Source organism: Rahnella sp. 1L-D-7-B-C2, assembly GCF_057290995.1.
This window is the reverse complement of record NZ_JBXAVQ010000014.1, coordinates 79,131-100,039: the sequence shown is the minus strand read 5'-3', so window position 1 is coordinate 100,039 and position 20,909 is coordinate 79,131. Positions and strand designations below refer to the sequence as shown.

The 20,909-nt window shown below is 52.1% G+C and carries 26 protein-coding genes and 1 other annotated feature; of the genes, 13 read left to right on the top strand and 13 right to left on the bottom strand.

The features are described from left to right. Positions 1 to 2 precede the first annotated feature (2 nt). The 3 genes from AC0Z7K_RS19020 to AC0Z7K_RS19010 form a co-directional block, all read right to left on the bottom strand. Complete coding sequence (locus AC0Z7K_RS19020) at positions 3 to 245, bottom strand: DUF905 domain-containing protein (protein WP_037035608.1); 243 nt, start codon at positions 243 to 245, stop codon at positions 3 to 5. Positions 246 to 1,062: 817 nt separating this feature from the next. Then, complete coding sequence (locus AC0Z7K_RS19015; RefSeq protein ID WP_112197289.1) at positions 1,063 to 1,263, bottom strand: hypothetical protein; 201 nt, start codon at positions 1,261 to 1,263, stop codon at positions 1,063 to 1,065. Between the two features lie 41 nt (positions 1,264 to 1,304). Next, positions 1,305 to 1,811 (bottom strand): antirestriction protein ArdA, encoded by a 507-nt coding sequence (locus AC0Z7K_RS19010; protein ID WP_217147311.1) that lies wholly within the window; start codon positions 1,809 to 1,811, stop codon positions 1,305 to 1,307. A gap of 393 nt (positions 1,812 to 2,204) precedes the next feature. Here AC0Z7K_RS19010 and AC0Z7K_RS19005 point away from each other — a divergent pair, with 393 nt between their 5' ends. Beyond that, positions 2,205 to 3,167, top strand: a complete 963-nt coding sequence (locus tag AC0Z7K_RS19005; RefSeq protein ID WP_112197290.1) for an IS110 family transposase — start codon at positions 2,205 to 2,207, stop codon at positions 3,165 to 3,167. Positions 3,168 to 3,352: 185 nt separating this feature from the next. Here AC0Z7K_RS19005 and AC0Z7K_RS19000 read toward each other — a convergent pair whose 3' ends face one another. Continuing rightward, positions 3,353 to 3,568, bottom strand: coding sequence for a hypothetical protein (locus tag AC0Z7K_RS19000; RefSeq protein WP_157962072.1), 216 nt, complete (start codon positions 3,566 to 3,568; stop codon positions 3,353 to 3,355). Positions 3,569 to 3,659: 91 nt separating this feature from the next. Between AC0Z7K_RS19000 and AC0Z7K_RS18995 the strand changes: the two genes are divergently transcribed. The 6 genes from AC0Z7K_RS18995 (at position 3,660) to AC0Z7K_RS18970 (ending at position 8,668) form a co-directional block, all read left to right on the top strand. Beyond that, entirely contained in the window at positions 3,660 to 4,013 is a 354-nt protein-coding gene (locus AC0Z7K_RS18995) for a metalloregulator ArsR/SmtB family transcription factor (RefSeq protein ID WP_112197291.1), read from the top strand. A 108-nt stretch (positions 4,014 to 4,121) separates the two neighbouring features. Then, positions 4,122 to 4,487: an arsenite efflux transporter metallochaperone ArsD gene (gene arsD, locus AC0Z7K_RS18990; protein ID WP_112197292.1), complete on the top strand. Its 366-nt coding sequence runs from the start codon at positions 4,122 to 4,124 to the stop codon at positions 4,485 to 4,487. Between the two features lie 29 nt (positions 4,488 to 4,516). After that, complete coding sequence (gene arsA, locus AC0Z7K_RS18985; protein WP_112197293.1) at positions 4,517 to 6,274, top strand: arsenical pump-driving ATPase; 1,758 nt, start codon at positions 4,517 to 4,519, stop codon at positions 6,272 to 6,274. A 47-nt stretch (positions 6,275 to 6,321) separates the two neighbouring features. Next, the gene (locus tag AC0Z7K_RS18980; RefSeq protein WP_112197294.1) at positions 6,322 to 7,611 is read left to right on the top strand and encodes an arsenic transporter; all 1,290 of its coding nucleotides are present in this window, start codon (positions 6,322 to 6,324) and stop codon (positions 7,609 to 7,611) included. 64 nt (positions 7,612 to 7,675) lie between these two features. After that, entirely contained in the window at positions 7,676 to 8,104 is a 429-nt protein-coding gene (gene arsC, locus AC0Z7K_RS18975; RefSeq protein ID WP_112197295.1) for a glutaredoxin-dependent arsenate reductase, read from the top strand. Between the two features lie 66 nt (positions 8,105 to 8,170). After that, a complete protein-coding gene (locus AC0Z7K_RS18970) occupies positions 8,171 to 8,668 on the top strand; it encodes an arsenate reductase ArsC (protein WP_112197296.1) in 498 nt (165 codons plus the stop codon). A gap of 66 nt (positions 8,669 to 8,734) precedes the next feature. Here AC0Z7K_RS18970 and AC0Z7K_RS18965 read toward each other — a convergent pair whose 3' ends face one another. The 9 genes from AC0Z7K_RS18965 to parM form a co-directional block, all read right to left on the bottom strand. Next, positions 8,735 to 9,916, bottom strand: coding sequence for an MFS transporter (locus tag AC0Z7K_RS18965; protein WP_112197297.1), 1,182 nt, complete (start codon positions 9,914 to 9,916; stop codon positions 8,735 to 8,737). 137 nt (positions 9,917 to 10,053) lie between these two features. After that, positions 10,054 to 10,764, bottom strand: coding sequence for an arsenical resistance protein ArsH (gene arsH, locus AC0Z7K_RS18960; RefSeq protein WP_112197316.1), 711 nt, complete (start codon positions 10,762 to 10,764; stop codon positions 10,054 to 10,056). A 35-nt stretch (positions 10,765 to 10,799) separates the two neighbouring features. After that, positions 10,800 to 11,099 carry an ArsR/SmtB family transcription factor gene (locus AC0Z7K_RS18955; protein WP_112197298.1) on the bottom strand — a complete coding sequence of 100 codons (300 nt, stop codon included), beginning with the start codon at positions 11,097 to 11,099 and terminating at the stop codon, positions 10,800 to 10,802. Positions 11,100 to 11,461: 362 nt separating this feature from the next. Continuing rightward, entirely contained in the window at positions 11,462 to 11,686 is a 225-nt protein-coding gene (locus AC0Z7K_RS18950; RefSeq protein WP_112197299.1) for a hypothetical protein, read from the bottom strand. Further along, positions 11,683 to 12,366: a DNA methyltransferase gene (locus tag AC0Z7K_RS18945; RefSeq protein ID WP_112197300.1), complete on the bottom strand. Its 684-nt coding sequence runs from the start codon at positions 12,364 to 12,366 to the stop codon at positions 11,683 to 11,685. The genes AC0Z7K_RS18950 and AC0Z7K_RS18945 overlap by 4 nt, the downstream gene beginning before the upstream one ends. Before the next feature lie 539 nt (positions 12,367 to 12,905). After that, on the bottom strand, positions 12,906 to 13,139 hold the full coding sequence (locus AC0Z7K_RS18940; protein ID WP_224266899.1) for a hypothetical protein: 234 nt from the start codon (positions 13,137 to 13,139) through the stop codon (positions 12,906 to 12,908). A 305-nt stretch (positions 13,140 to 13,444) separates the two neighbouring features. After that, the gene (locus AC0Z7K_RS18935) at positions 13,445 to 13,678 is read right to left on the bottom strand and encodes a hypothetical protein (protein WP_213052954.1); all 234 of its coding nucleotides are present in this window, start codon (positions 13,676 to 13,678) and stop codon (positions 13,445 to 13,447) included. A 37-nt stretch (positions 13,679 to 13,715) separates the two neighbouring features. Continuing rightward, positions 13,716 to 14,111 carry a plasmid partitioning/stability family protein gene (locus tag AC0Z7K_RS18930; RefSeq protein WP_224266898.1) on the bottom strand — a complete coding sequence of 132 codons (396 nt, stop codon included), beginning with the start codon at positions 14,109 to 14,111 and terminating at the stop codon, positions 13,716 to 13,718. An 18-nt stretch (positions 14,112 to 14,129) separates the two neighbouring features. Beyond that, positions 14,130 to 15,095 carry a plasmid segregation protein ParM domain-containing protein gene (gene parM / locus AC0Z7K_RS18925; protein ID WP_421589578.1) on the bottom strand — a complete coding sequence of 322 codons (966 nt, stop codon included), beginning with the start codon at positions 15,093 to 15,095 and terminating at the stop codon, positions 14,130 to 14,132. A gap of 269 nt (positions 15,096 to 15,364) precedes the next feature. On the opposite strand from parM, the gene umuD reads away from it, so the two are divergent. The 6 genes from umuD to AC0Z7K_RS18895 all read left to right on the top strand — a co-directional run bounded on the left by umuD (position 15,365) and on the right by AC0Z7K_RS18895 (position 20,420). After that, positions 15,365 to 15,787: a translesion error-prone DNA polymerase V autoproteolytic subunit gene (umuD, locus tag AC0Z7K_RS18920; protein ID WP_224267004.1), complete on the top strand. Its 423-nt coding sequence runs from the start codon at positions 15,365 to 15,367 to the stop codon at positions 15,785 to 15,787. Then, complete coding sequence (gene umuC / locus AC0Z7K_RS18915) at positions 15,787 to 17,061, top strand: translesion error-prone DNA polymerase V subunit UmuC (protein ID WP_224267005.1); 1,275 nt, start codon at positions 15,787 to 15,789, stop codon at positions 17,059 to 17,061. Before umuD ends, umuC begins: the two co-directional genes overlap by 1 nt. Before the next feature lie 500 nt (positions 17,062 to 17,561). Next, the gene (locus AC0Z7K_RS18910; protein ID WP_112197305.1) at positions 17,562 to 18,212 is read left to right on the top strand and encodes an AAA family ATPase; all 651 of its coding nucleotides are present in this window, start codon (positions 17,562 to 17,564) and stop codon (positions 18,210 to 18,212) included. A 30-nt stretch (positions 18,213 to 18,242) separates the two neighbouring features. Beyond that, entirely contained in the window at positions 18,243 to 18,512 is a 270-nt protein-coding gene (locus AC0Z7K_RS18905) for a ribbon-helix-helix domain-containing protein (protein ID WP_112197306.1), read from the top strand. 203 nt (positions 18,513 to 18,715) lie between these two features. Continuing rightward, the gene (locus AC0Z7K_RS18900) at positions 18,716 to 19,195 is read left to right on the top strand and encodes an FRG domain-containing protein (RefSeq protein WP_112197307.1); all 480 of its coding nucleotides are present in this window, start codon (positions 18,716 to 18,718) and stop codon (positions 19,193 to 19,195) included. Between the two features lie 14 nt (positions 19,196 to 19,209). Continuing rightward, positions 19,210 to 20,420 (top strand): IS3 family transposase gene (locus AC0Z7K_RS18895; RefSeq protein WP_485615483.1). Its coding sequence is split into 2 segments (ribosomal slippage): positions 19,210 to 19,495 and positions 19,495 to 20,420, totalling 1,212 coding nucleotides; the frame shifts between segments, so codons are not numbered across the junction. After that, positions 19,488 to 19,604, top strand: a sequence feature (AL1L pseudoknot). Its footprint overlaps the gene before it by 117 nt. Positions 20,421 to 20,909: the final 489 nt, after the last annotated feature.

Sequence of the window (20,909 nt, the reverse complement as noted above, 5' to 3'; positions counted from 1 at the left end):
GATTAATTCCCCGCCGTCTGGTTTTTCACGCCGTAGTTTTTTATATAACGGTTAAGCCAAAATCCTGCACCGGCCTCGAAATTCCACCCACGCCACACCATCTCACCATCCTTACGCACGACGAGACGAAATTCCTTCCCGTTATCGTCTTCAATCGCCACGTTGCTGTACTGAGACGCGACGGCGGTTGCCTGTTCGCGGGTAAACTTACCCTCCTCCGGTAATACACATTCCTGATCGCACATAAGCCTTTCCTTTTCGTTTGGGTTACACACATCACCCGTTGAGTTTCTCTTGTCGCGGTTTTGACGTTTGCGGGAACCTGCTGTTTGGTCCCTTCTGGTATGCCATCACCCGTTTGAGACCCCTCGCCGCAAGGGCGTAAACGACACCGGCTGACGAAGATGACCAGGGCGAGCGGATAATTTTTGGAGGACTAACGTAGTGGCCGAGAAAAATTCTCAGTGAGTGTATTTACCCTGGACAGCGAGGAGGACTGTGTCGGTATCAGCCCAGGCAAAGGGACTTAAACGGAAAGAGGGTGCCGGAGTACCAATGAGCGGGGATCCGCCGCAACGCCGGAGCGCGACAGCGAAACGGGGGTGCGCCGAAAAGTGCCGGCGGAACTCTCGCCGGTACGGTTAGCGCGCTGGCGTGAGCCAGCTGCAGGTGTTGACGTGCTCCCTCAGACCCTAGCCGTCAGGCCGTAACCCAAAAGGGGTTACGCGGAGCTTACCTGCGCAGCCGGTTAGCGCAGTCGGGCTCGACGACCGGCCGCAGGTCGGGAGCCGAAGGGGGCCGGGGTAGGATTTTGAGTCATGTCTTTCATCCGCATCGAGAAGTTCGGACAACGAAAAACCGGCACCGAAGCCGCATGCAAGATATTGGCGTTCACTGAATGATTTGACCGGCCGACGACAGGACATTGTTTTTCTGCCAATCGATTATAGCGATAGCGGAGACGGGCGGCGCCGAAGGCGCGGAGCGGTCTGCTATCGCCAGGCGAAGCCTGAAAGGGGTTTTCGCGCGATAACAGGCGGCTCCCCGCCCGTTTCTTACCGCTTACTTATCGAGTTTTTTGATCCCAGCCTGCTGAATAAAGGCACCGCCGAGATAGACCGCGTTCTGACATTTAAGATAAAAACAAATATCGTCCATAATCTGTGTCGTATTGAGCGGGGATAATCCGGCCTCGCGGCGGTACGCGTTAATCAACAATTTATAGTGCTGCAGCGTTTCGCGGGTATCAGGTGTCAGTTTCATTTTTTATCCTTACGGCAGGGTTCCCCCTGCCGGTGAGTGTGTCATTCAGAAAATACGTAGCCGTTCACTAAAACCAGCCCGTTCATGAACATGTCGCGCCCATACGCTTCATAATCGAAATAACTCTGCAATGAGTCCGGCATATCACTGAGTAAACCGGTTTCATCGGCAAAATTGCGCGCGTAGTCTTCCTCACTTTCTGCCTCCCCCTGATACGCTTCCTGAAACGCGTCATAATCAAAGGCGTTAAAATATTCCGCCCATTCCACAAATGCCTCCCCCTGCCCCTCCTCCTTCGCCTGCCGGTAGGCATCTATAAATGCCCAGTTCACATGACTTTCGGACGCCAGTCCGGACGGGATCCCTTCCCAGTCCTGAAACATCAGCTCCGGGTCTTCTTCATCAGCGTGAAGCTCGCTGCATGCTGCAAAGAAATCTTGCTCGTCATCAAACTCGGTCAGATCGAACCATTTGCCGGCGATGCTGCCGCAGTTGTATTTGTGGTACGTACCGACGTATACGGCTGGTGTAGTTGTGCTCATATGCATTTCTCCGCTGGTTGAGGGATCACAGTTCCGGCTTACGCCGTGCCGACACGACAGACGGGCGGAAAGCGGAGGATGCAGGGGCGCTACCGGAGGCCGCAGCGCAAACGAAGGAAGGAGGCAGGCTGAACGGCGGGCGAGTGAATATTGAACGAGCACGCGACGGGAAGACTGCCGAGTGTATGAGTGCGAACGGGTGAGGATAGCGGCGAAGCGAACCCTTATATCTTGAAGATGACATAAACTTGGTAGTGTCAGATTTGGCGAGGTTCATGCAGCACGAGCGTACCCGAGGGCAATCAGCCCGTCTGCAAGCGGTTTGCGCATGAACTGAGCTACTCATCAGTAGCCCGTACAGTTGTGTGAAATCAAATTCGTATCGTAAGGAGGGGTAACATGAGTCAGCTAAATCAACAATGCGTAGGTATCGATATTGCTAAGCTGTCGCTGGACATCGCAGGCACCGGAGAGTTCTCAGCCTTTTCAACCAGTAATGATGAGGACGGATTCATGGCAATCCTGAAAGCGCTGAAAGAAGCGAGGATCTCATTGATACTGATGGAGGCGACCGGAGGGCTGGAGGCATCTGTCGCCTGTAGCTTACAGGCCGCAGGTTATGACATTGTTGCTATCAATCCACGTCAGGCTCGGGATTTCGCCCGCTCAATGGGATATCTGGCAAAAACGGATAAACTTGATGCCGCCATGCTGGCACAATTGGCACAGGTTATTGATCGCCATCCTGACCGCAGTCGGTATATCCGTGTACTACCGGACGAAGCTCGTGCCGTACTCACCGCTATGGTTGTCCGTCGTCGCCAATTGAATCACATGCTGGTCGCCGAGCGTAATCGTCGCTACCCCTCTCACCCACAGAGTCGTAAGAGTATCGATAACATTATTGACTCACTTGAAAGCGAGCTCGACCGCATCAATAACGAGATGAAGCAACACGTAAAAGTATTTTTCATGAAACAGGCCGAGTTGATTGGGAGCGTAAAAGGCGTTGGTGAGGTCACTGTCGCATCTCTGATTGCTGAACTGCCGGAGTTGGGGAAACTCAATCGACGGGAGATTAGCGCACTGACGGGCGTTGCCCCCCTGAACAGAGACTCAGGAAAAATGCGAGGTAGACGAACCACGTTTGGTGGCAGGGCTGGTGTCCGAGCAACGCTTTATATGGCGGCTCTTGTAGCCACGCAGTTCAATCCTGCAATTAAAGAGTTCTATCAACGATTACTTGCTGCAGGGAAACCAAAAAAGCTCGCACTTGTCGCCTGCATGCGGAAACTGGTGACCATATTGAATGCAATAGTGAAAAATTCTAAGACATGGGATCCGAAGCATTTGCCCGGCTAATGAAGTTTAAAAGGATTAGTTATACTCAAAGAATCAGAGACCGTTCTTTATAACGGCGTGTACACCATCACCAGAACAAGGGCCATGACCAGGATCCCTATGATGGTCAAGAGTATCAGCGCTCTTAGTGTTGCATTCGTTGATATTCTTACTTAGGGTAAATTTGCCGCGTTTAAGCTGCTATCTCAACTCTTCATAAAACTGGATAGTTGCGTTCCCAATTCATTCGCAAATGTTGTCAACTGCAACTGCCCGGAAGCCACCCCGTCGAATTCATATAAGCTCACTTCGCCTGCTTTTAAAAAAACATTCCCCAATATTATTCCACGCTCTTTTGTATAAACGGTTTCATGCTTACTTCCTGTAATACCACCACTCAGACTTGTCACATCAATTGACATAACCCTAATCAAACACATTCGTAATATCGAATATGTAATTGACATTTTTTGAGCAAGCCCTACCATGGACTCATCATACAAAGGAGATCTTATGAAGAGTCTGTCTTCACTTCTGTTGTTTAAAAACCTGTCCGATGAAACACGCTTGTCGATCGTCATGCTGCTCAGAGAAGCCGGGGAACTGTGCGTCTGTGAAATCATCGGAGTGCTTAATGAGTCACAGCCAAAAATCTCAAGACACCTCGCCATGCTCAGAGAAACCGGACTCATCATGGATCGCCGTGACGGAAAATGGATTTACTACCGCCTGTCTCCGCATATGCCTGCATGGGCAGCGGCCATAATTGAGCAGGCCTTTTTGAGCGAGCAGGACAAAATCACTGCGCAGGTTAAAAGCATTACCCGCAAGCAGAACACCACCGGGGGCAAGGCCGTCTGTCTGTAATCTCAGACGAAAATACATTCGATTAACCAGATTTAAACTTCAAAACAGCCGATAGGAAGTGCGGCCAACACTGATCGCACTCAATAACTGACATTTAGAGGAAAGGTCATGAAAACCATTTCAGTTTTTGATCCAGCAATGTGCTGTAACACGGGCGTGTGCGGCAGCGAAGTTGATCAGGTGCTGGTCAACTTTTCCGCGGACTGCGACTGGCTTAAACAGGCAGGTATCACGGTAAATCGCTTCAATCTTTCCCAGCAACCTATGGCGTTCGCAGATAACACTCAGGTTAAAGCTTTTCTTGAGAATTCAGGGACTTCGTCTTTACCGTTGATTCTGCTCGACAATAACGTTGCTCTGGCCGGCCGCTATCCGACGCGTCAGGAGCTAGCTCGATGGTGTGGCCTTGCCCTGGAGGGTGAACAAGCCGCGTCATCAGGTTGCTGTTCCGGCGGCAAGACGAACTGCTGCTGAACTCATTAATTCGGAAGAAGGATACCTCCATGCAATTCATGAATAATCCCCCCACGTTTCTCTTTTTCACCGGCAAAGGCGGAGTCGGGAAAACCTCCCTGTCGTGCGCGACGGCCATTTCGCTAGCGGATCAGGGAAAACGCGTTTTGCTGGTCAGCACCGACCCGGCGTCAAACGTGGGGCAGGTCTTTGGTCAAACCATTGGTAACCAACTGACCGACATTCATAGCGTACCGGGCCTCACTGCACTTGAGATTGACCCGCAAGCCGCCGCGCAGCTCTATCGCGCACGCATCGTCGATCCCGTTAAGGGGGTGCTTCCCGACGACGTGGTCCGCAGTATTGAAGAACAGCTCTCCGGTGCCTGTACGACGGAGATTGCCGCCTTTGATGAGTTCACCGGCTTACTGACGGACGACGCCCTGCTGCTGGAGTACGACCATATCATTTTCGATACGGCACCCACCGGTCACACTATCCGGCTGCTGCAACTGCCCGGTGCCTGGAGCAGTTTCATTGCAGAAAATCCGGAGGGGGCTTCCTGTCTCGGTCCCCTTGCCGGGCTGGAAAAACAGCGTGAGCGTTATGCACATGCCCTGTCGGTTCTGGCCGACTCTGCCCAGACTCGTCTGATTCTGGTAGCTCGTCCTCAGGCCTCTACCCTGCTTGAAGTCGCCCGCACGCATGATGAGCTTCATCAGGTCGGGCTGGAGAATCAGACCCTGGTCATCAACGGCGTGCTGCCTGAAAGCGCAACCACGGGAGATGCGCTGGCCCGGTCTCTCTATCAACGCGAGCAGCGCGTGTTAGCAAGCCTTCCGCCAGCATTAGCGGCCTTACCGCACGAAACCTTAGCGCTTCAGCCGGTCAACATGGTGGGCCCTGACGCGCTGCGTGGCCTTTTCCAGACAGAAAACCCTGCGGGTGCAACACCTGTGCGGCAGGATGAAGCGGTCCCGGACATCCCCTCTCTCGATGCACTGGTTGAGGACATCGCCCGCCAGGATCACGGCCTGATCATGCTGATGGGAAAAGGGGGGGTAGGTAAAACGACGCTTGCCGCCGCCTTGGCGGTCAGGCTTGCTGAAAGAGGTCTGGACGTTCACCTCACCACGTCAGATCCGGCCGCACACCTGGAAAACACGCTGCACGGTCAGCTTAAAAATCTGCAGGTCAGCAGGATTGATCCGCAGGCCGAAACCGAGCGCTATCGCGAGACGGTGTTAGCGACAAAAGGCAAGGACCTGGACGCGCAGGGCAAAGCCCTGCTGCAGGAAGACTTGCGTTCGCCGTGTACCGAAGAAATTGCCGTGTTTCAGGCATTTTCCCGCGTCATACGCGAAGCAGGCAAACGCTTTGTGGTGATGGATACCGCACCGACGGGCCACACGCTGCTGCTGCTTGATGCCACCGGTGCGTATCATCGTGAAGTGGCGAAGCGCATGGGCGAAAACGGCCATTATCTAACGCCGATGATGCAGTTACAGGATGCGGAACGCACTAAAGTGCTGCTGGTGACGCTACCCGAAACGACACCGGTGCTGGAGGCAGCCAATTTACAGGAGGATCTTCGCCGTGCGGGTATTGAGCCGTGGGCGTGGATTATCAACAACAGCCTCGCCGCAGCACGTACGACGTCTCCGTTACTCAAATTACGCGCGGTACATGAAATAGAGCAAATCAGGAAAGTTCAGTCAGGCCTTGCGATACGTCTGGCATTGATCCCGCTACAGGAAGATGAGCCGGTCGGCATTAACCGTCTTAGCATTCTCGCTGGAAAACAATAATAAACGGCATTACGGGCGGGTATACCCGTCTGAACAGGAGAGAAAGTATGTGGTTAGCAGGGGCGATTTTTGTTCTGACGATTGTGTTAGTTATCTGGCAGCCTAAAGGTCTGGGTATCGGCTGGAGCGCCATTATCGGCGCCGCGCTGGCTTTGGTTTCAGGCGTGGTCCACGTTGGCGACATTCCCGTCGTGTGGAACATTGTGTGGAATGCGACAGCCACCTTTATCGCGGTCATCATCATTAGCCTGCTGCTGGATGAGTCAGGCTTCTTCGAGTGGGCAGCGCTGCACGTCGCACGGTGGGGTAACGGTCGGGGGCGTTTGCTGTTTACTTACATTGTCCTGCTCGGCGCTTCCGTTGCCGCGCTCTTTGCCAACGACGGGGCCGCGCTCATTCTCACGCCGATAGTGATTGCCATGTTGCTGGCATTGGGCTTCAGCCGCGGCGCGACGCTGGCCTTCGTGATGGCAGCGGGATTCATCGCTGATACTGCCAGCCTGCCGCTAATCGTGTCAAACCTGGTGAATATTGTCTCCGCCGACTTTTTCAACATCGGGTTCAACGACTATGCCTCGGTCATGGTACCTGTCGACATTGCAGCCATCGTGGCAACGCTGGCGATGCTACACCTGTTCTTCCGTAAAGACATTCCGGCCACCTACGACGTGTCTAAATTGGCTGAGCCGCGCAAGGCCATCAAGGATCCTCTGACCTTTAAAACGGGCTGGTTTGTGTTACTGCTGCTATTGATAGGATTCTTTGGGCTGGAACCGCTGGGCGTGCCGGTCAGTGCCGTCGCGGCGGTGGGTGCACTTATTCTATTTATCGTGGCAAAGCGCGGTCATGCGATTAACACCGGCAAGGTGCTGCGCGGCGCCCCGTGGCAAATCGTCATTTTCTCTCTGGGTATGTACCTGGTGGTATACGGCCTGCGCAACGCAGGCCTGACTGATTATCTGTCAATGATCCTCGACCGCTTTGCTGAGCAAGGTCTGTGGGTGGCGACCCTGGGCACGGGCTTCCTGACCGCCTTTCTCTCCTCCATCATGAACAACATGCCGACGGTACTGATCGGCGCGCTGTCCATTGAAGGCAGCAGCGCGGCGGGTGTGATCAAAGAGGCCATGATTTATGCCAACGTCATCGGCAGTGACTTGGGGCCAAAAATCACCCCGATTGGTAGCCTGGCGACCCTGCTATGGCTCCACGTGTTGTCGCAGAAAGGCATCAAGATCACCTGGGGCTATTACTTCCGGGTCGGGATTGTCATGACCCTCCCGGTACTGTTTGTGACGCTGGCCGCCCTTGCCTTACGCTTATCGTTCGCCCATTAATTCATCCCTGGCTACCCGCCTGCCGTGACGTCACGGCGGGCCTTACTCACAAGAGAGCACCGTTATGACTTCTATCACGATTTATCATAATCCTGCCTGCGGCACCTCGCGCAACACGCTTGAACTCATCCGGAACAGCGGCGTTGAGCCAACCGTTATTCACTATCTTGAAACGCCACCGGGCCGCGATGAGCTGATAAAGCTGATTGGCGACATGGGGATTTCAGTGAGATCACTGCTGAGAAAAAATGTCGAACCTTATGAACAACTGGGCCTGACTGAAGATGCGTTCAGCGATGAGCAACTGGTGGACTATATGCTGCAATATCCCATTCTCATTAACCGCCCTATTGTCGTCACGCCGCTTGGCACCAAACTGTGTCGCCCGTCGGAGGTCGTTCTGGATATTCTCCCGGACGCGCAGCAGGGTGCCTTCACCAAAGAAGACGGTGAAGCCGTAGTCGACGCCCAGGGAAAGCGGGTTGCTAAATAAACCAGAGTGAAACAGAGAGGCCCCCCCTTTGATGGGGTGCCTCTCTTCCATAAGGGGGGTTAAAGAATGGCTATGAAAAAACATCGGGTTCTGTTCGTGTGTTCGGGCAACTCAGCCAGAAGCCTGTTTGCCGAAGCTCTGCTCAATAAGATTGCCGGCGATAAATTTGAGGCGTTCAGCGCAGGAAGCGCTCCGATGGACGCACCTCATCCGCTGACGCTGGAGGTGCTGACCATGCAGGGTATGGATACGTCATCGCTATACAGCAAGGGGTTAGAGCATTTTACCGGCAGTGATTCCCCGCACATGGATTTTATCTTTACGCTTTGCGACAAAACCGCCGGAGAAGGCTGTCCGGCTATACCGGGGCAGCCGATAACGGCTCACTGGGGATTTCCTGATCCCACAGCTGTTGAAGGTACTGAAGAGGAAAAGATTCGGGGTTTTATCCAGGTTGAGAAACAAATAGCCACACGGCTGCGGCTGTTCGTCAGCCTGCCCGTTGATAAAATTGAACGCATGTCTCTTCAGGTCCAGCTTCGACAATGGGGAAGCGACGATTAATCCTCAGCATTGCTTGCGAGACAGTCTGCTGAGACCCACGCCCTGTTCTCCCCGGCTTTCTCCCCCTCATGCTACCTGCCTGTACCGTTCCCTAAACGAAAGAGCAACACTCAGGACCGTAATTATCAGTGACACAGACAGAGAAAACAACAAGGTGTCATAAATGCCCATGGCGTCCAGCAGGCTGGCATAGATGGCCGGTGCCAGAGCGGAAAGGAAAAAGCTTGGCATCAGCAGTGTACCGAGTTTGTCTGCATACTGATGTTTATCGAACATAACGAGAGGTAAAGTAGCCCTAACCAGTGTCGACAGGCCGTTGGCTGCACCATAACTTAATACAAAGAGAGCAGCGCTTACGGTGGAGTGGAAACTGAACAGACTGATCACAAAACAGAATGGCAATATTCCCCCCACCAGCATATTCAGCCCAAGCGGCGAGCCTTTTGCGCCCATAAAAACGTCGTTCAGGCGGGCGCTGACCTGACCGACGCCCCAGAGTGTGCCAATCAATACCGGTACGCCGAAGCCTGCAAGCATGGCGGGGAGATGCGCGGAAATCCCCGTGGATAAAAAGCTCAGCAAGGCCATCAGAGCGGCGTAAATCCAGCCAGACCACCGGTTACTGTCGTCGACTAACCCACAAGGTGACGGGGTTGGTTGGGTACCGGAAGTCAGTGGCGATGACATTTTATCGGGCAGACAACGGAGTAAGAGAAGGCTCATCAGCGCAAACAGCCCATAGCAAACCGTACCTGCACGCCATCCCATCACCGTTAAGAGCCACGCACCTACCGGCCAGAAGGCCACGGAAGCAAGACCGCCCAGCAGCGTTACCTGCGTCATGGATTTTCGTGCCGATGGACCCGCGATATCCACCAGAACGGCGAAGGCGGCGTCATAAAGAGACAATCGCATCCCTGCGCCCATGATAACCCAGGCTGCCCAGTAGCTCAGGGGCCCCTGACTGGCCGCTAACAAAAGACATCCGGTGGCGTTCAGCACGATGCCGCTGGCCATCATCTTTTTTCCGCCCAGGTGTTTCAATATCCTGCCGGAAAATGGCGAGGTGAGCCCCATTATGCCCATGGACAGTGTCTGCCCGGAATAGGTCATCACCTGCGTCCATCCCAGATCTCTGCCGATAGCCTGACCAAATGCCCCCAGCAGGTAAAAGGTAATGCCCCAGTTAATCAGCTGGGTTAACCCCACGAATAACGTCACCCTGCCCTTAACAATGACCTCTTCCAACGGGAATGCTCCTTGGCGAAAAGACCGGGAGATTACAGGATAATTATTACATCTCTACTTAACTCATCGGAGGCATTTATCCGGCTATGGTTGCGTGTGCTACACAGCCGCGCCACTGCATGCAGGATTTAACGCTCTCAAATGCTTTTCTGGTTAACTCTGGCGGATAATTCGGCGGCACTTTCTTTGCGTTCGCTGTAACGGTCAACCAGGTATTCAGCATTGCCACGGGTTAACAACGTAAATTTCATTAGCTCTTCCATCACGTCGACAATGCGGTCGTAATAAGCGGAAGGCTTCATCCTGCCGTTTTCATCGAACTCCAGAAACGCCTTGGCGACGGAGGACTGATTCGGGATGGTGATCATGCGCATCCATCGGCCAAGAATGCGCATCTGATTCAGGGCATTAAACGACTGTGAACCGCCGCTGACCTGCATGATGGCAAGGGTTTTCCCCTGAGATGGGCGAACAGCGCCTACCGATAGCGGGATCCAGTCAATCTGGGCTTTCATGATGCCGGTCATCGCACCGTGGCGTTCAGGTGAACACCAGACCATACCTTCTGACCACATCACAAGCTCACGCAGTTCAAGGACTTTTGGGTGCGTATCCGGCGCATCATCGGGGAGCGGCAGTCCGGAAGGATTGAATATTTTCACTTCGGCACCCATCGCCGTAAGCAGGCGGGCAGCCTCTTCTGTAGCTAACCGGCTGTATGACCGTTCTCGTACTGAACCGTAAAGCATCAAAATTCGCGGGGCGTGGCCGCACGCAGTCAGGGAGAGCCTTTCCGTGCTGATGTGGGTATCGAATATTTCAGGCTGAATGTTGCTAAGTTCGTTCATCGAATCAGACATATTTCGTTCTCTTTGTAGTGTCTTCAACAGGTTTGGTCCTTCTCGGCGCAGCATTCGTCGATAAAGAAGGCCATAATTTCGTTCAGAACCTCATACTGCGGTAAGCAATACAGCGTTCTGCCCTGCCGGTTTTGGCGTACCAGCCCCACCGCAACCAAGGCAGCGACATGATGGCTGAGCGTAGAGGCAGGTATGTCCAGGCGTTTTTGTAACTCACCCACGGGCAGGCCCTCATGCCCCGACTTCACCAACGACTTATACACAGTGAGACGTGTTGGGTGGCCAAGCTCTTTTAGCGCGTTGGCGACGTCATTAAGTTCCATTACAACCCCCTTAATTCTATATTTCTAGAATAATGGAAATATATGAAGAAGCAACACCTCCGAGTTAAATAAAATTCGCAAGGATTCGAAAGCGTACTAATTCTTCAAGACAGTTGCTTGCAGCCGCAGCGGCCCGTCTACAGTGAAGGCACGGCGTTAGCCGTCGCAGCACGGGGCTGCCAGATACTGTTTTTTTACTGGGTTACAGACCTGCAGGGCTGTAACCCTGAAAAAGCGGAGTTTCACGACGTCCTTTTTTGGGGACTCTTGGCGACCGGTTATCCCGGTCGCCTGCTGCATCAGGCCGCTGACAGCAAGAATTTAGCCTGGCTAGACCCGTCGCGCGGGCCATGCTCTGAGTCTCAGTCTTTGAAGGCGTGGTCGAGTTCGTTAACCTGTCTGTAGATTTCCAGCATCTGACCGCTGCACTGGTTCACCACCTGCCCGGCGAGACGCTGAGCCAATTCCTCACTGCCCCAAAAGTATTTCTTTTCAAACGCCCGGAACTGTTCGCGAAGTTCATAGGTGGCGTTCGCCAGCGCCGCCACGTCCGACCGCAGGTCGATATTGTCTGCATAGTTGCTCATGCCATGCTCCGGGAGTGTTGTGAGGCTGAAACCGGCGTCACTGAATGTCTGCGCTGAAATTCAGCCAGACGACGAATGCCTGCCGTGTGGTACTGCTCTAACAGTTCGATGCCAATCCAGCGGCGTCCGCTCTGAGCCGCCGCCACACAGGTCGAACCACTCCCGGCGAAAGGGTCTAACACTATCGCGCCCGGCTGCGTGAAGGACTCAATCCGCGGTTGCAGGATAGATACTGGTTTTTCCGTCGGATGGTGACGGTTGCCGGTGTACTGCCAGGGCATGACGTCCGGGAGCGGTTTTTCCGGCAACGGCGGGCGCCCTTTGGCGAGGACATAGGCGCTTTCGTGCTGATAGCCGACGAATGCGGATTTCGAAGCATAGGTCTTGGTGAAAACAATGTGGCCAACCACGCGAAAGCCGGCGGCTTTCCATGCGGCCATAAACTGATCCACCCGGTTCCAGCCGTAAAAACTGACCGCCAGACTGTCGTTTTTCAGCACCCGGAACATCTCGCGGCTGGCCGGCAGTAACCAGTCCCCCTGTTTATCGTTGGCAATAGACCGCCCTGACCGATCAGTAAATCCCACCAGGTAAGGCGGATCCGTGAGGATAAAATCCACGGAACGGGACGGAAATGTTGACATGACCAGCTGACAGTCACCCTGCATATATCGGGACATAGTGTTACTCACAGAGAGTGCCGGAACCGGCCGGCGCCGTGCCCCCACGACAGACGGGCGCAAAGCGGAGCAGGCAGGTGCGTCCCCGGAAGCCGCAGCGCAAACCCGTCACGGGCTGAATGCGCCGTGACGGGTGCGAACGGGTGAGGAGACGACGGAGTGAACACTTGCAGGCGCAGCGGCCCGGCTACAGTGCGGGCACGGCGTTGGCACTAACGTTAAGGACGTGGAGGGATAGCACGGAAGTGAGCAAATCAGGGCGGCACCGTCAGGTGCTATGGATGTGGAGCAACGCGACATCCTTGGGTGAAAAGCCGCCGGGCACAGGACCGGCGCAGCAAGGTTCACCGACTTATCCCCCGCGAATACCGAAGTTACTCAGTGAATCTGTGGATAACCGAAAGCGGTTTGAAATGAGACGGTAGTCTGCGACGACCGGGGCGGTACGCGAAATGAATGGCAGCAGGACAGACACCGGCCAGGCCGGCCTCTGAGGTCAGACGATGAATGAGGATGACATGCTGTTCGTCGCGGGCGGTTCAGAGGTGGCCACGATGCTCTTCAAGCAGGTCAATCGCCTGCTGCATCACGCCGGCCGTATAGTTGTCTTCAATAATTTTCGCATAAGCCAGCCGGTCGGCCAGGCATTCCATCAGGGTATCGTGGCAGATCTCTTTACCTGTCAGAAAAATGCGGGTCGCCGCGTCAGCGACGGCATCTTTGACGTCCGAGAAGAAAATCAGCTCTTTGGGAAAGCGGGGATTAATGACCATGTCATGCCTCCAGCGGGGTTAAGCGCCCCTTATCATGCGTCCGGGTTCTGAGCCGGCCAGCACGACCGGGCGTCGTCTTGAGCATGTCGAAAAGCGGAAAAAAAGTCCACCCTGGAAAAACCCGCAACGCTCGCCGCAGACTCGGCTGAGGCGTACCGCAGCACCGCGAGGAACGAACAGCCGCGACGAGGAAGCGTCATATCGTCTGCAGCTGAGGTGAAAACCGCACACTCCCGGCCTGATGTAGCCATAAAAAAACCGGCACGCGGGCCGGCGGAAAACGATGATCGGTTTTACTTACGGTTTTACTTACGGTTTTTCTTCCAAGTTTCAGAGGCCAGAAAGGCCGCGCGTACCACCACGATCGCCCAGCACAGCTGCAGGAGTATCTTCACCGGCACACTGAATCCGTCAAATATCAGCAGCGGCACAATAAACAGGCAGCTGAGGAGAAAACACCACTCCGCCGCGCTTTTGCGCGCCCTGCCCGTCAGCGTCTCCAGTCCGATTATCCCTTTGCATAACAGCATCAATGACATGGTTCTCTCCACAAATCTTCCGGCACGCCGGAGGGCTTCAGTCTTTTTTCAGCATGCGTTTGAAATTAGTCCGGGCCTGCCCTTCCCCTTCCGTACTGCCGGTGGGTTCCGGGAGCACTGAGGGGGCAGATACCTGGCCAGCGCAGGCGGCAATGACGTCCTGAATGCTGGCCGTCGTGGGCTGCCATCCCGTCGTTTGCTGAATAATACCCACCAGCTGGTCGGCGGTCAGCTGGCCATCGAACAGCATGGACAACAGATAAGGCAGACGCTTATCCAGCTGGTATAACGCGCTTCCGCCGACGATCGCCGCCCGGAAAAAATCACCACGGGTGCGCAGGGGAACTGACTCGATAATCTCCATCGCCCTGGCATCCTGACTGTCGTCTTCAGGGTGCAAATAGACGGTCAGTTTCTTACGTTTGTCGGTCACGGATAGCGCTCCTTGGAATTAAAGTAAAACAAGTTCGCGAACCAGCGCCGTCTGGGGTTCATTGACCACCACAATACGGTCGGGGGCCAGTTTCCAGGCACGGCGCACGGCAGCCTCAATCAGCGACGCCCCGCCACCCACCAGCCAAACCCGGTTCACCTGGCGGTACGCCGACAACTCATTGACCACCCGTTCCCCGAGTCGCTCGATGGACGAACTTATCATGTCCAGCACATAGTCCACTTTTGACTCATCGTTGACAACTGTGGCGGCAAACTCGCGGTCATGCCGTCGCTGTATCAGTTGATCGGCCACAAAGGCGCTGGTGTCGCTGTTGGCCATACGCAGTGCCGTGAGTGTGGCCTGTGTCACCATCGATACGCCGATCGTAGAATTGCCCTGAATGGCACTGACATCTTCAAACTGCCCCACCAGGACACCGGCATCGAGCGTCGTTCCCCCCAGATCAATAACCAGCGAGGTTTCCAGCGCCCCTACCCCTGCACGTTCCAGCGGCGATATCACGGCAGGCAACGATTCCGGCATGACGTCAACGTGTGCGATGGTGAAGGTTTCGCGCTTGTTCAGCGTTACCGGCCGCAGCAGGTTGTCAATTTTACGCTGTATGTTGGCCTCGTTATGCTGACAGTCGCTGGTGTAGAACTCACTGATAGGTAAGGTGACCGTCAGGCTTACCGGCTGTGGCGGCAGGCCACTGGTGAGCAGTGCATGATGTACGGCCAGCAAATTGGTGTCGCCATACTGGTATTCGATGTTGGTGGTATTGATCGCCTGATGGCTGACGCTGTCAAAGGAGTACTTCAGCCCGTCAATTTCATAGTTGTACGTTTCACTGCTGCCGATCCCGGCGACCTTCCACCCCGCTTTAAACGAATTCGGCGAGACAGAGGTACAGATTTCATCGCCGTCCCGCCAGGCCAGTTTTACGTTCGTCGAACCGTCGTCACAACCCATCTTTTTCATGACACACCTTTATATTTACTCAATTAGAGTAAATATAATACCCCAAAAAGGACTAATTGCAATTAATATTACTCATAATGAGTATTATTAAATCATCAAAATAGGGTTTATTTGAGGTGGAATGCCTTTTGTTCAAAGAATGTTCCCACGAATTATTTCCGCCTGAGAAAACAGAGAGCTAGTTAAAAGAAGCCATGCGGCGCTTGCAAGTCTGATTTTTCACAACAATAATACTGTGATTATATACAGTATTATTAAAAGGAGTTGCCATGCTACATATCACTCCCGCCGCCGTTGATCCGGTGAAGGTTTCGTTACCCCTGTTTATTGAACGATGCCCCGCCGGTTTTCCCAGCCCTTGTGCCGACTACGCTGACGCAGAACTGGATCTGAACGATTACTGTATAAAGAAAAAATCCTCCACGTTCTTCGTCCGGGCGATTGGAAATTCGATGACAGATATCGGTTTGCACAGCGGTGACCTGATGGTCGTAGATAAGGCAGAAGAGGCACATCATGGTGACATTGTGATAGCGGAGATAGACGGTGAATTCACGGTAAAGAGACTGTTACTGACACCTCGCCCAGGGCTTCAGGCCATGAACCCTAACTTTCCGACAATCTATCCGGAGGACTTGCAGATTTTTGGAGTCGTGATGGCTTTTGTGCATAAAACCCGGGGCGGTGAATGATGTTTGCCCTGGCGGACGTAAATTCATTTTATGCAAGCTGCGAAGCGGTTCTTAACCCAAAGCTTCGCGGTAAACCATTGATAATATTGAGTAATAATGATGGTTGTTGCGTGGCGCGATCCGCAGCAGCCAAAAAATTAGGCATAAAAATGGGCATGCCGTGGTTTCAGATCCAGCAGATGTCGTTCCCTGAGAAGGTGTACGCGTTCTCCAGCAACTATTCCTTATATCACTCATTTTCTCAACGGGTGATGAGTCATTTAGAGGAACTTTCGCCACGCGTGGAGCAATACAGCGTCGATGAAATGTTTATTGATATCAGAAGCATCGATAACTGCATGGATTTTGAAACCTTTGGCCACCAGCTGCGCGCCCACGTTCTGAAGGGAACTGGCCTGACCATCGGTGTAGGGATGGGACCCGGCAAAGTTTTGGCCAAAGCCGCTCAGTGGGCCTCGAAGGAATGGCCACAATTTAAGGGTGTACTGGCTCTTACGCCGGGTAATCCCCGGCGGACTGAAAAATTGTTATCGCTGATGCCCGTTCAGGAAGTCTGGGGCTGCGGAAGTCGGATTTCAAAAAAGCTAAACCTGATGGGTATTCACACTGCCCTGCAGCTCGCTCGCGCAAATCCCACTTTTATCAGGAAGAACTTTAGCGTTGTCCTGGAAAGGATATGTCGGGAACTGAACGGCGAAAGCTGTATCAGCCTGGAGGAAGCCCCGCCTGCAAAACAGCAAATTATCTGCAGCCGCTCTTTCGGCGAGAGGATCATAACCTATGAGGCGATGCGTCAGGCCGTCTGCCAGTATGCCGAACGGGCAGCGGAAAAGCTCAGGGGTGAACATCAGTACTGCCGGCATATTTCCGTTTTCGTGAAAACATCACCTTTCGCAGTCAACGAAATCTATTACAGCAACGTGGCCACTGAAAAGCTCACCACACCGACACGAGACACCCGCGATATTATTGCGGCCGCAATGAAGGCACTCGATCGTATCTGGGACGATGGCCGCCGGTACGCAAAGGCCGGAATCATGCTCAATGATTTCACACCAAACGGTGTATCACAGTTGGATTTGTTCGATGAAGTTCAGCCCCGACCTGCCAGTGACGCGTTGATGCACGTTCTCGATGGCATCAATAATTCTGGCCTGGGAAAGGTATGGTTTGCGGGACGTGGGATTGCACCCGAATGGCAGATGAAACGTGACATGCTCTCCCCTGCTTACACTACAAGATGGTCGGATTTACCGGTTGCCTCGATTCGTTGACCCTTCTCTATCTGCGTGTAAATTTTAGCGGCAATACGATATTAAATAAAAATCATTATGATTGTTAAATAATGCCTTTTTAATATTTTAATGATATTAAAATAACTTACATACCATTAATCCATCTCAACATTTAAAATCTGGATTGTGCTTCTGCTCTGCCCACCCCACGCAATTCCCACAGCATGGTCGGACGGGAGTTTTATGCTTGGAATACTTTTAAATAGTAATTTCAAAACTAGGGCTATCGAAGAGTCACCTAAGTGGAGAAAAAGTGACTCTGATGCAATAGCAATTGCATCTATCACAGTTAACCAATGCAAAAAATTTCTCTTTATCTAGTTACCAATCATTTACACCTCAAAAACAAATTATATTAATATTAAAATAATATTATTTAATGATAATTATCTGAGAAAATGCTGGTTTAAAAAGATATTTTACTGCTAGTATAAGAACATCATAAGCACAGCATTTTAATATTAAAATGAGGGTAAAAAATGATTCTTACAGTTGGGAATACTAAAGGTGGTGTAGGGAAAACAACACTTGCAGTGAATATTGCTGCCGCCAGAGCCATGCAAGGCCGTGATGTCCTACTTATTGATGCTGACCGGCAGGAGACAGCACAGACGGCGATCAGCATAAGAGCACAAAACGATATCCAACCAGGTATCGCATGCTCGGCTTATGCTGATGGCCCGATTCTGCGCTCACAACTTATGCAGCAAAAAGCAAAGTATGATGATGTGATCATTGATGCTGGCGGCAGGGACTCAACAGCATTGCGTGCAGCACTCGTTTTGACAGATGTCCTTTTAGTTCCCTACCGTCCAGGCAGTTTTGATGTATGGGCTTTGCAGGATATTTCAGACCTAATTACAGAGGCACGTAGTGTGCGTGACGGGTTGAAAGCTTACTCAATCATTAACGTTGCCGATGCAAATCGTAACTCAATAGACAATAGAGAAGCTGCAGCCATCTTTACCGATTACCCGGAGCTTGAGTTTATCCCTGAACATATTGTTGGCCGTAAAGCATTTTCAAATGCTGCTGGTTCAGGCCAATGCGTCTTTGAATATAAGCCACAAGATGCTAAAGCTAATCTGGAACTTACTACCCTCATAAGCATCCTATTTAACAATCAATAAAACATCATATTAATATTAAGGTGATATGAAATGGCAATTACAAAACCACCAAAAAAAACAAATGAAGCCAACGCTAAACTAGATGCTTTCATCGAAGGTGCTCCAGATGGCCAGTCAGCCAAAAAGAAAGGTGTCATTAAAGGGAAAAAACAACAAATCACGTTAACTATCACCCCAGATATCCTTGACCAATTAGACCAGAAAGCAGGAGACCTAGGGCTTTCGCGCGCGGCTCTGATCAACATCGGGATCCGGCATGTACTTAATGAAGGCGCAATGATTGGTGGGAAGAAAGACTAGAGGATATTCTCTATCGTTTCTTTTAACACTTATAATACTATCATTATGATATTAAATTGATTGTTTTTTAGATGCGTAATAATGGTTAAACACGTGCATAAAATGCAGACTTTGTTGTTTGGTGAGATATACACACTCCTAGTAAATTTAGCCAGATTTTGGAAATTATTGATGACCATTCTGGTGACAGACGAAGTGTATACATGTGGAGAGGGCAGGGTGATGTGAGTTGGGCAATACATAGTTCAGCATATCGCCGTCTCTTGAAAGAAAGACGCTGGGAAGAGCCACCTTCTGAGGTGACGATGCGCGATTATGAAAGAGATCTGCTACTTAACGCTTGGCATCAGGGCTATGGCTATGAAAATGGCAGGAAGTTGACTGATTTTGAGTTACTGGCAAAGCTTCAACACCATGGTGCTGCAACTAGGCTGATCGATGTATCAAGAAATATGTTAGTGGCTTTATGGTTCGCTTGCAGATCGCAAACTGACAAAACAGGCATTCTACTGGGATGGCATATAAGTAATATTCTGGGTTTTGAAGGTCGTTCTGAAGAAAGGGGATATAACGAAATTTTTGGGGCAGGGGACACTAAAGGTCTTGATACGGGCTCACATCCTGTTGTCTGGCAACCACCTGTAGTGAACCGCCCCGGTAATCCTGGAGACTACATTCTTTGAGAGAGGTAACCAGGATGACAAAACATAACCGATTTCCCCCTGAAGTTCGTCAACGCGCTATTCGTATGGTTCTGGAAAACCAGAATACCTACAACTCACAATGGGCCGCTATCTGCTCCATTGCCCCTAAGATCGGCTGCACTCCCGAGACATTGCGTATCTGGATCCGTCAGCAGGAGCCCGTTGATGATGAGCAGAATGCGCTGACTGCCAGCGAACGCCAGCGTCTGAAAGAACTGGAGCGGGAAGTCCGCGAGCTGCGCCGCAGCAATGATATTCTGCGTCAGGCTTCAGCGTATTTTGCCCAGGCGGAGCTCGACCGCCACTGGAAAAAATAATGCCGCTTCTGGAAAATCTGAGCGGTGAACACGGGGTCGGGCCAGTCTGTCATGAGCTGGATATTGCTCCGTCAACGTACTACTGGCATCAGCAACGCCGGAAGTGTCCTGAACGACGCAGTAGTCGGGATAAACGCGATGCCGTGCTGATACCTGAGATACAGCGCGTATACGAAGAAAACTACAGCGTTTACGGTGTGCGTAAGGTCTGGCGACAGCTAAAACGTGAAGGTGTCGGCGTTGCCCGCTGCACCATTGAGCGCCTGATGAAAGCCCTGCAGCTACGTGGGGTGACACGCGGCAAAAGTGTCAGAACCACCCGCAGCAACAAAGCCGAAACACCGCAGGATCGGGTGAACCGGCAGTTCGTGGCTGAACGGCCCGATAGTCTTTGGGTGGCCGATTTTACCTACGTCAGCACCTGGCAGGGGTTCGCATATGTGGCCTTCATCATTGATGTGTTCGCCGGTGTTATCGTGGGCTGGCGGGTCTCATCCACGATGGAAACGTCGTTCGTGCTGGATGCACTGGAGCAGGCGCTGTGGGCCAGACGCCCGAGCGGTACCATCCATCACAGCGACAAAGGTTCGCAATATGTGTCACTGGCGTACACGCAACGGCTGCAGGACGCGGAGCTGCTGGCTTCAACAGGCAGCACGGGCGACTCATATGACAATGCGATGGCAGAAAGTATCAACGGGTTGTACAAAGCGGAGGTGATCCACAGGCAAAGCTGGAAAACCCGACAGGATGTTGAGCTGGCTACGCTGAAATGGGTGGACTGGTACAATAATCACCGATTGATGGAACGGACCGGATATATCCCGCCAGTGGAGGCAGAAAAAGCCTATTACGCTTCGCTGAATGACCGGGATGTGGCATCCTGATCACTCAGGCAAAATACTCTCCAGGAAAACCGGAGCGGTTCAGTAGTAACAAAAAGAATTGCAGCTCAAAGCGCTGAATTTTTATACAGCAGAGTTTGTGATGACCCAGTAAGTAGTTTGGCGTTTATAAAAGAAAAGAAGGCATTCCTGGCGATTGGTCTTACGCCGGAAATGAAAAGCGTTTGTTTAAGGATCCTCGAAGATAGCTTTGATGTACGCCAGTTAACTTTGTTCCCTGATATCGACGGTTTTGGTTATGCCAACAGTGAAAATTTTGGACGTTACAGTAACGAAAGATGGTGAACGAATAGGAGAAGATCCCTTTCATCCGTTCCGAACTGAAGAGTGGATCTAGTCAGAGTCTTCTGGATCAATAAGTTATCCACATATACACCTGATATTACAATTCTTAAGATCATAATTAGATCATATTAAAGAAAAACAGATCACCAGCCTCGTATTCTATTGAAAACATTACTTAAATCGGCA

Bases quoted from the DNA above. Each gene is read 5' to 3' on its own strand.
- AC0Z7K_RS19020 (WP_037035608.1), bottom strand. From the start codon at position 245: ATGTGCGATCAGGAATGTGTATTACCGGAGGAGGGTAAGTTTACCCGC.
- AC0Z7K_RS19015 (WP_112197289.1), bottom strand. From the start codon at position 1,263: ATGAAACTGACACCTGATACCCGCGAAACGCTGCAGCACTATAAATTG.
- AC0Z7K_RS19010 (WP_217147311.1), bottom strand. From the start codon at position 1,811: ATGCATATGAGCACAACTACACCAGCCGTATACGTCGGTACGTACCAC.
- AC0Z7K_RS19005 (WP_112197290.1), top strand. From the start codon at position 2,205: ATGAGTCAGCTAAATCAACAATGCGTAGGTATCGATATTGCTAAGCTG.
- AC0Z7K_RS19000 (WP_157962072.1), bottom strand. From the start codon at position 3,568: ATGTCAATTGATGTGACAAGTCTGAGTGGTGGTATTACAGGAAGTAAG.
- AC0Z7K_RS18995 (WP_112197291.1), top strand. From the start codon at position 3,660: ATGAAGAGTCTGTCTTCACTTCTGTTGTTTAAAAACCTGTCCGATGAA.
- arsD (WP_112197292.1), top strand. From the start codon at position 4,122: ATGAAAACCATTTCAGTTTTTGATCCAGCAATGTGCTGTAACACGGGC.
- arsA (WP_112197293.1), top strand. From the start codon at position 4,517: ATGCAATTCATGAATAATCCCCCCACGTTTCTCTTTTTCACCGGCAAA.
- AC0Z7K_RS18980 (WP_112197294.1), top strand. From the start codon at position 6,322: ATGTGGTTAGCAGGGGCGATTTTTGTTCTGACGATTGTGTTAGTTATC.
- arsC (WP_112197295.1), top strand. From the start codon at position 7,676: ATGACTTCTATCACGATTTATCATAATCCTGCCTGCGGCACCTCGCGC.
- AC0Z7K_RS18970 (WP_112197296.1), top strand. From the start codon at position 8,171: ATGGCTATGAAAAAACATCGGGTTCTGTTCGTGTGTTCGGGCAACTCA.
- arsH (WP_112197316.1), bottom strand. From the start codon at position 10,764: ATGAACGAACTTAGCAACATTCAGCCTGAAATATTCGATACCCACATC.
- AC0Z7K_RS18955 (WP_112197298.1), bottom strand. From the start codon at position 11,099: ATGGAACTTAATGACGTCGCCAACGCGCTAAAAGAGCTTGGCCACCCA.
- AC0Z7K_RS18950 (WP_112197299.1), bottom strand. From the start codon at position 11,686: ATGAGCAACTATGCAGACAATATCGACCTGCGGTCGGACGTGGCGGCG.
- AC0Z7K_RS18945 (WP_112197300.1), bottom strand. From the start codon at position 12,366: ATGTCCCGATATATGCAGGGTGACTGTCAGCTGGTCATGTCAACATTT.
- AC0Z7K_RS18940 (WP_224266899.1), bottom strand. From the start codon at position 13,139: ATGGTCATTAATCCCCGCTTTCCCAAAGAGCTGATTTTCTTCTCGGAC.
- AC0Z7K_RS18935 (WP_213052954.1), bottom strand. From the start codon at position 13,678: ATGTCATTGATGCTGTTATGCAAAGGGATAATCGGACTGGAGACGCTG.
- parM (WP_421589578.1), bottom strand. From the start codon at position 15,095: ATGAAAAAGATGGGTTGTGACGACGGTTCGACGAACGTAAAACTGGCC.
- umuD (WP_224267004.1), top strand. From the start codon at position 15,365: ATGCTACATATCACTCCCGCCGCCGTTGATCCGGTGAAGGTTTCGTTA.
- umuC (WP_224267005.1), top strand. From the start codon at position 15,787: ATGTTTGCCCTGGCGGACGTAAATTCATTTTATGCAAGCTGCGAAGCG.
- AC0Z7K_RS18910 (WP_112197305.1), top strand. From the start codon at position 17,562: ATGATTCTTACAGTTGGGAATACTAAAGGTGGTGTAGGGAAAACAACA.
- AC0Z7K_RS18905 (WP_112197306.1), top strand. From the start codon at position 18,243: ATGGCAATTACAAAACCACCAAAAAAAACAAATGAAGCCAACGCTAAA.
- AC0Z7K_RS18900 (WP_112197307.1), top strand. From the start codon at position 18,716: ATGTGGAGAGGGCAGGGTGATGTGAGTTGGGCAATACATAGTTCAGCA.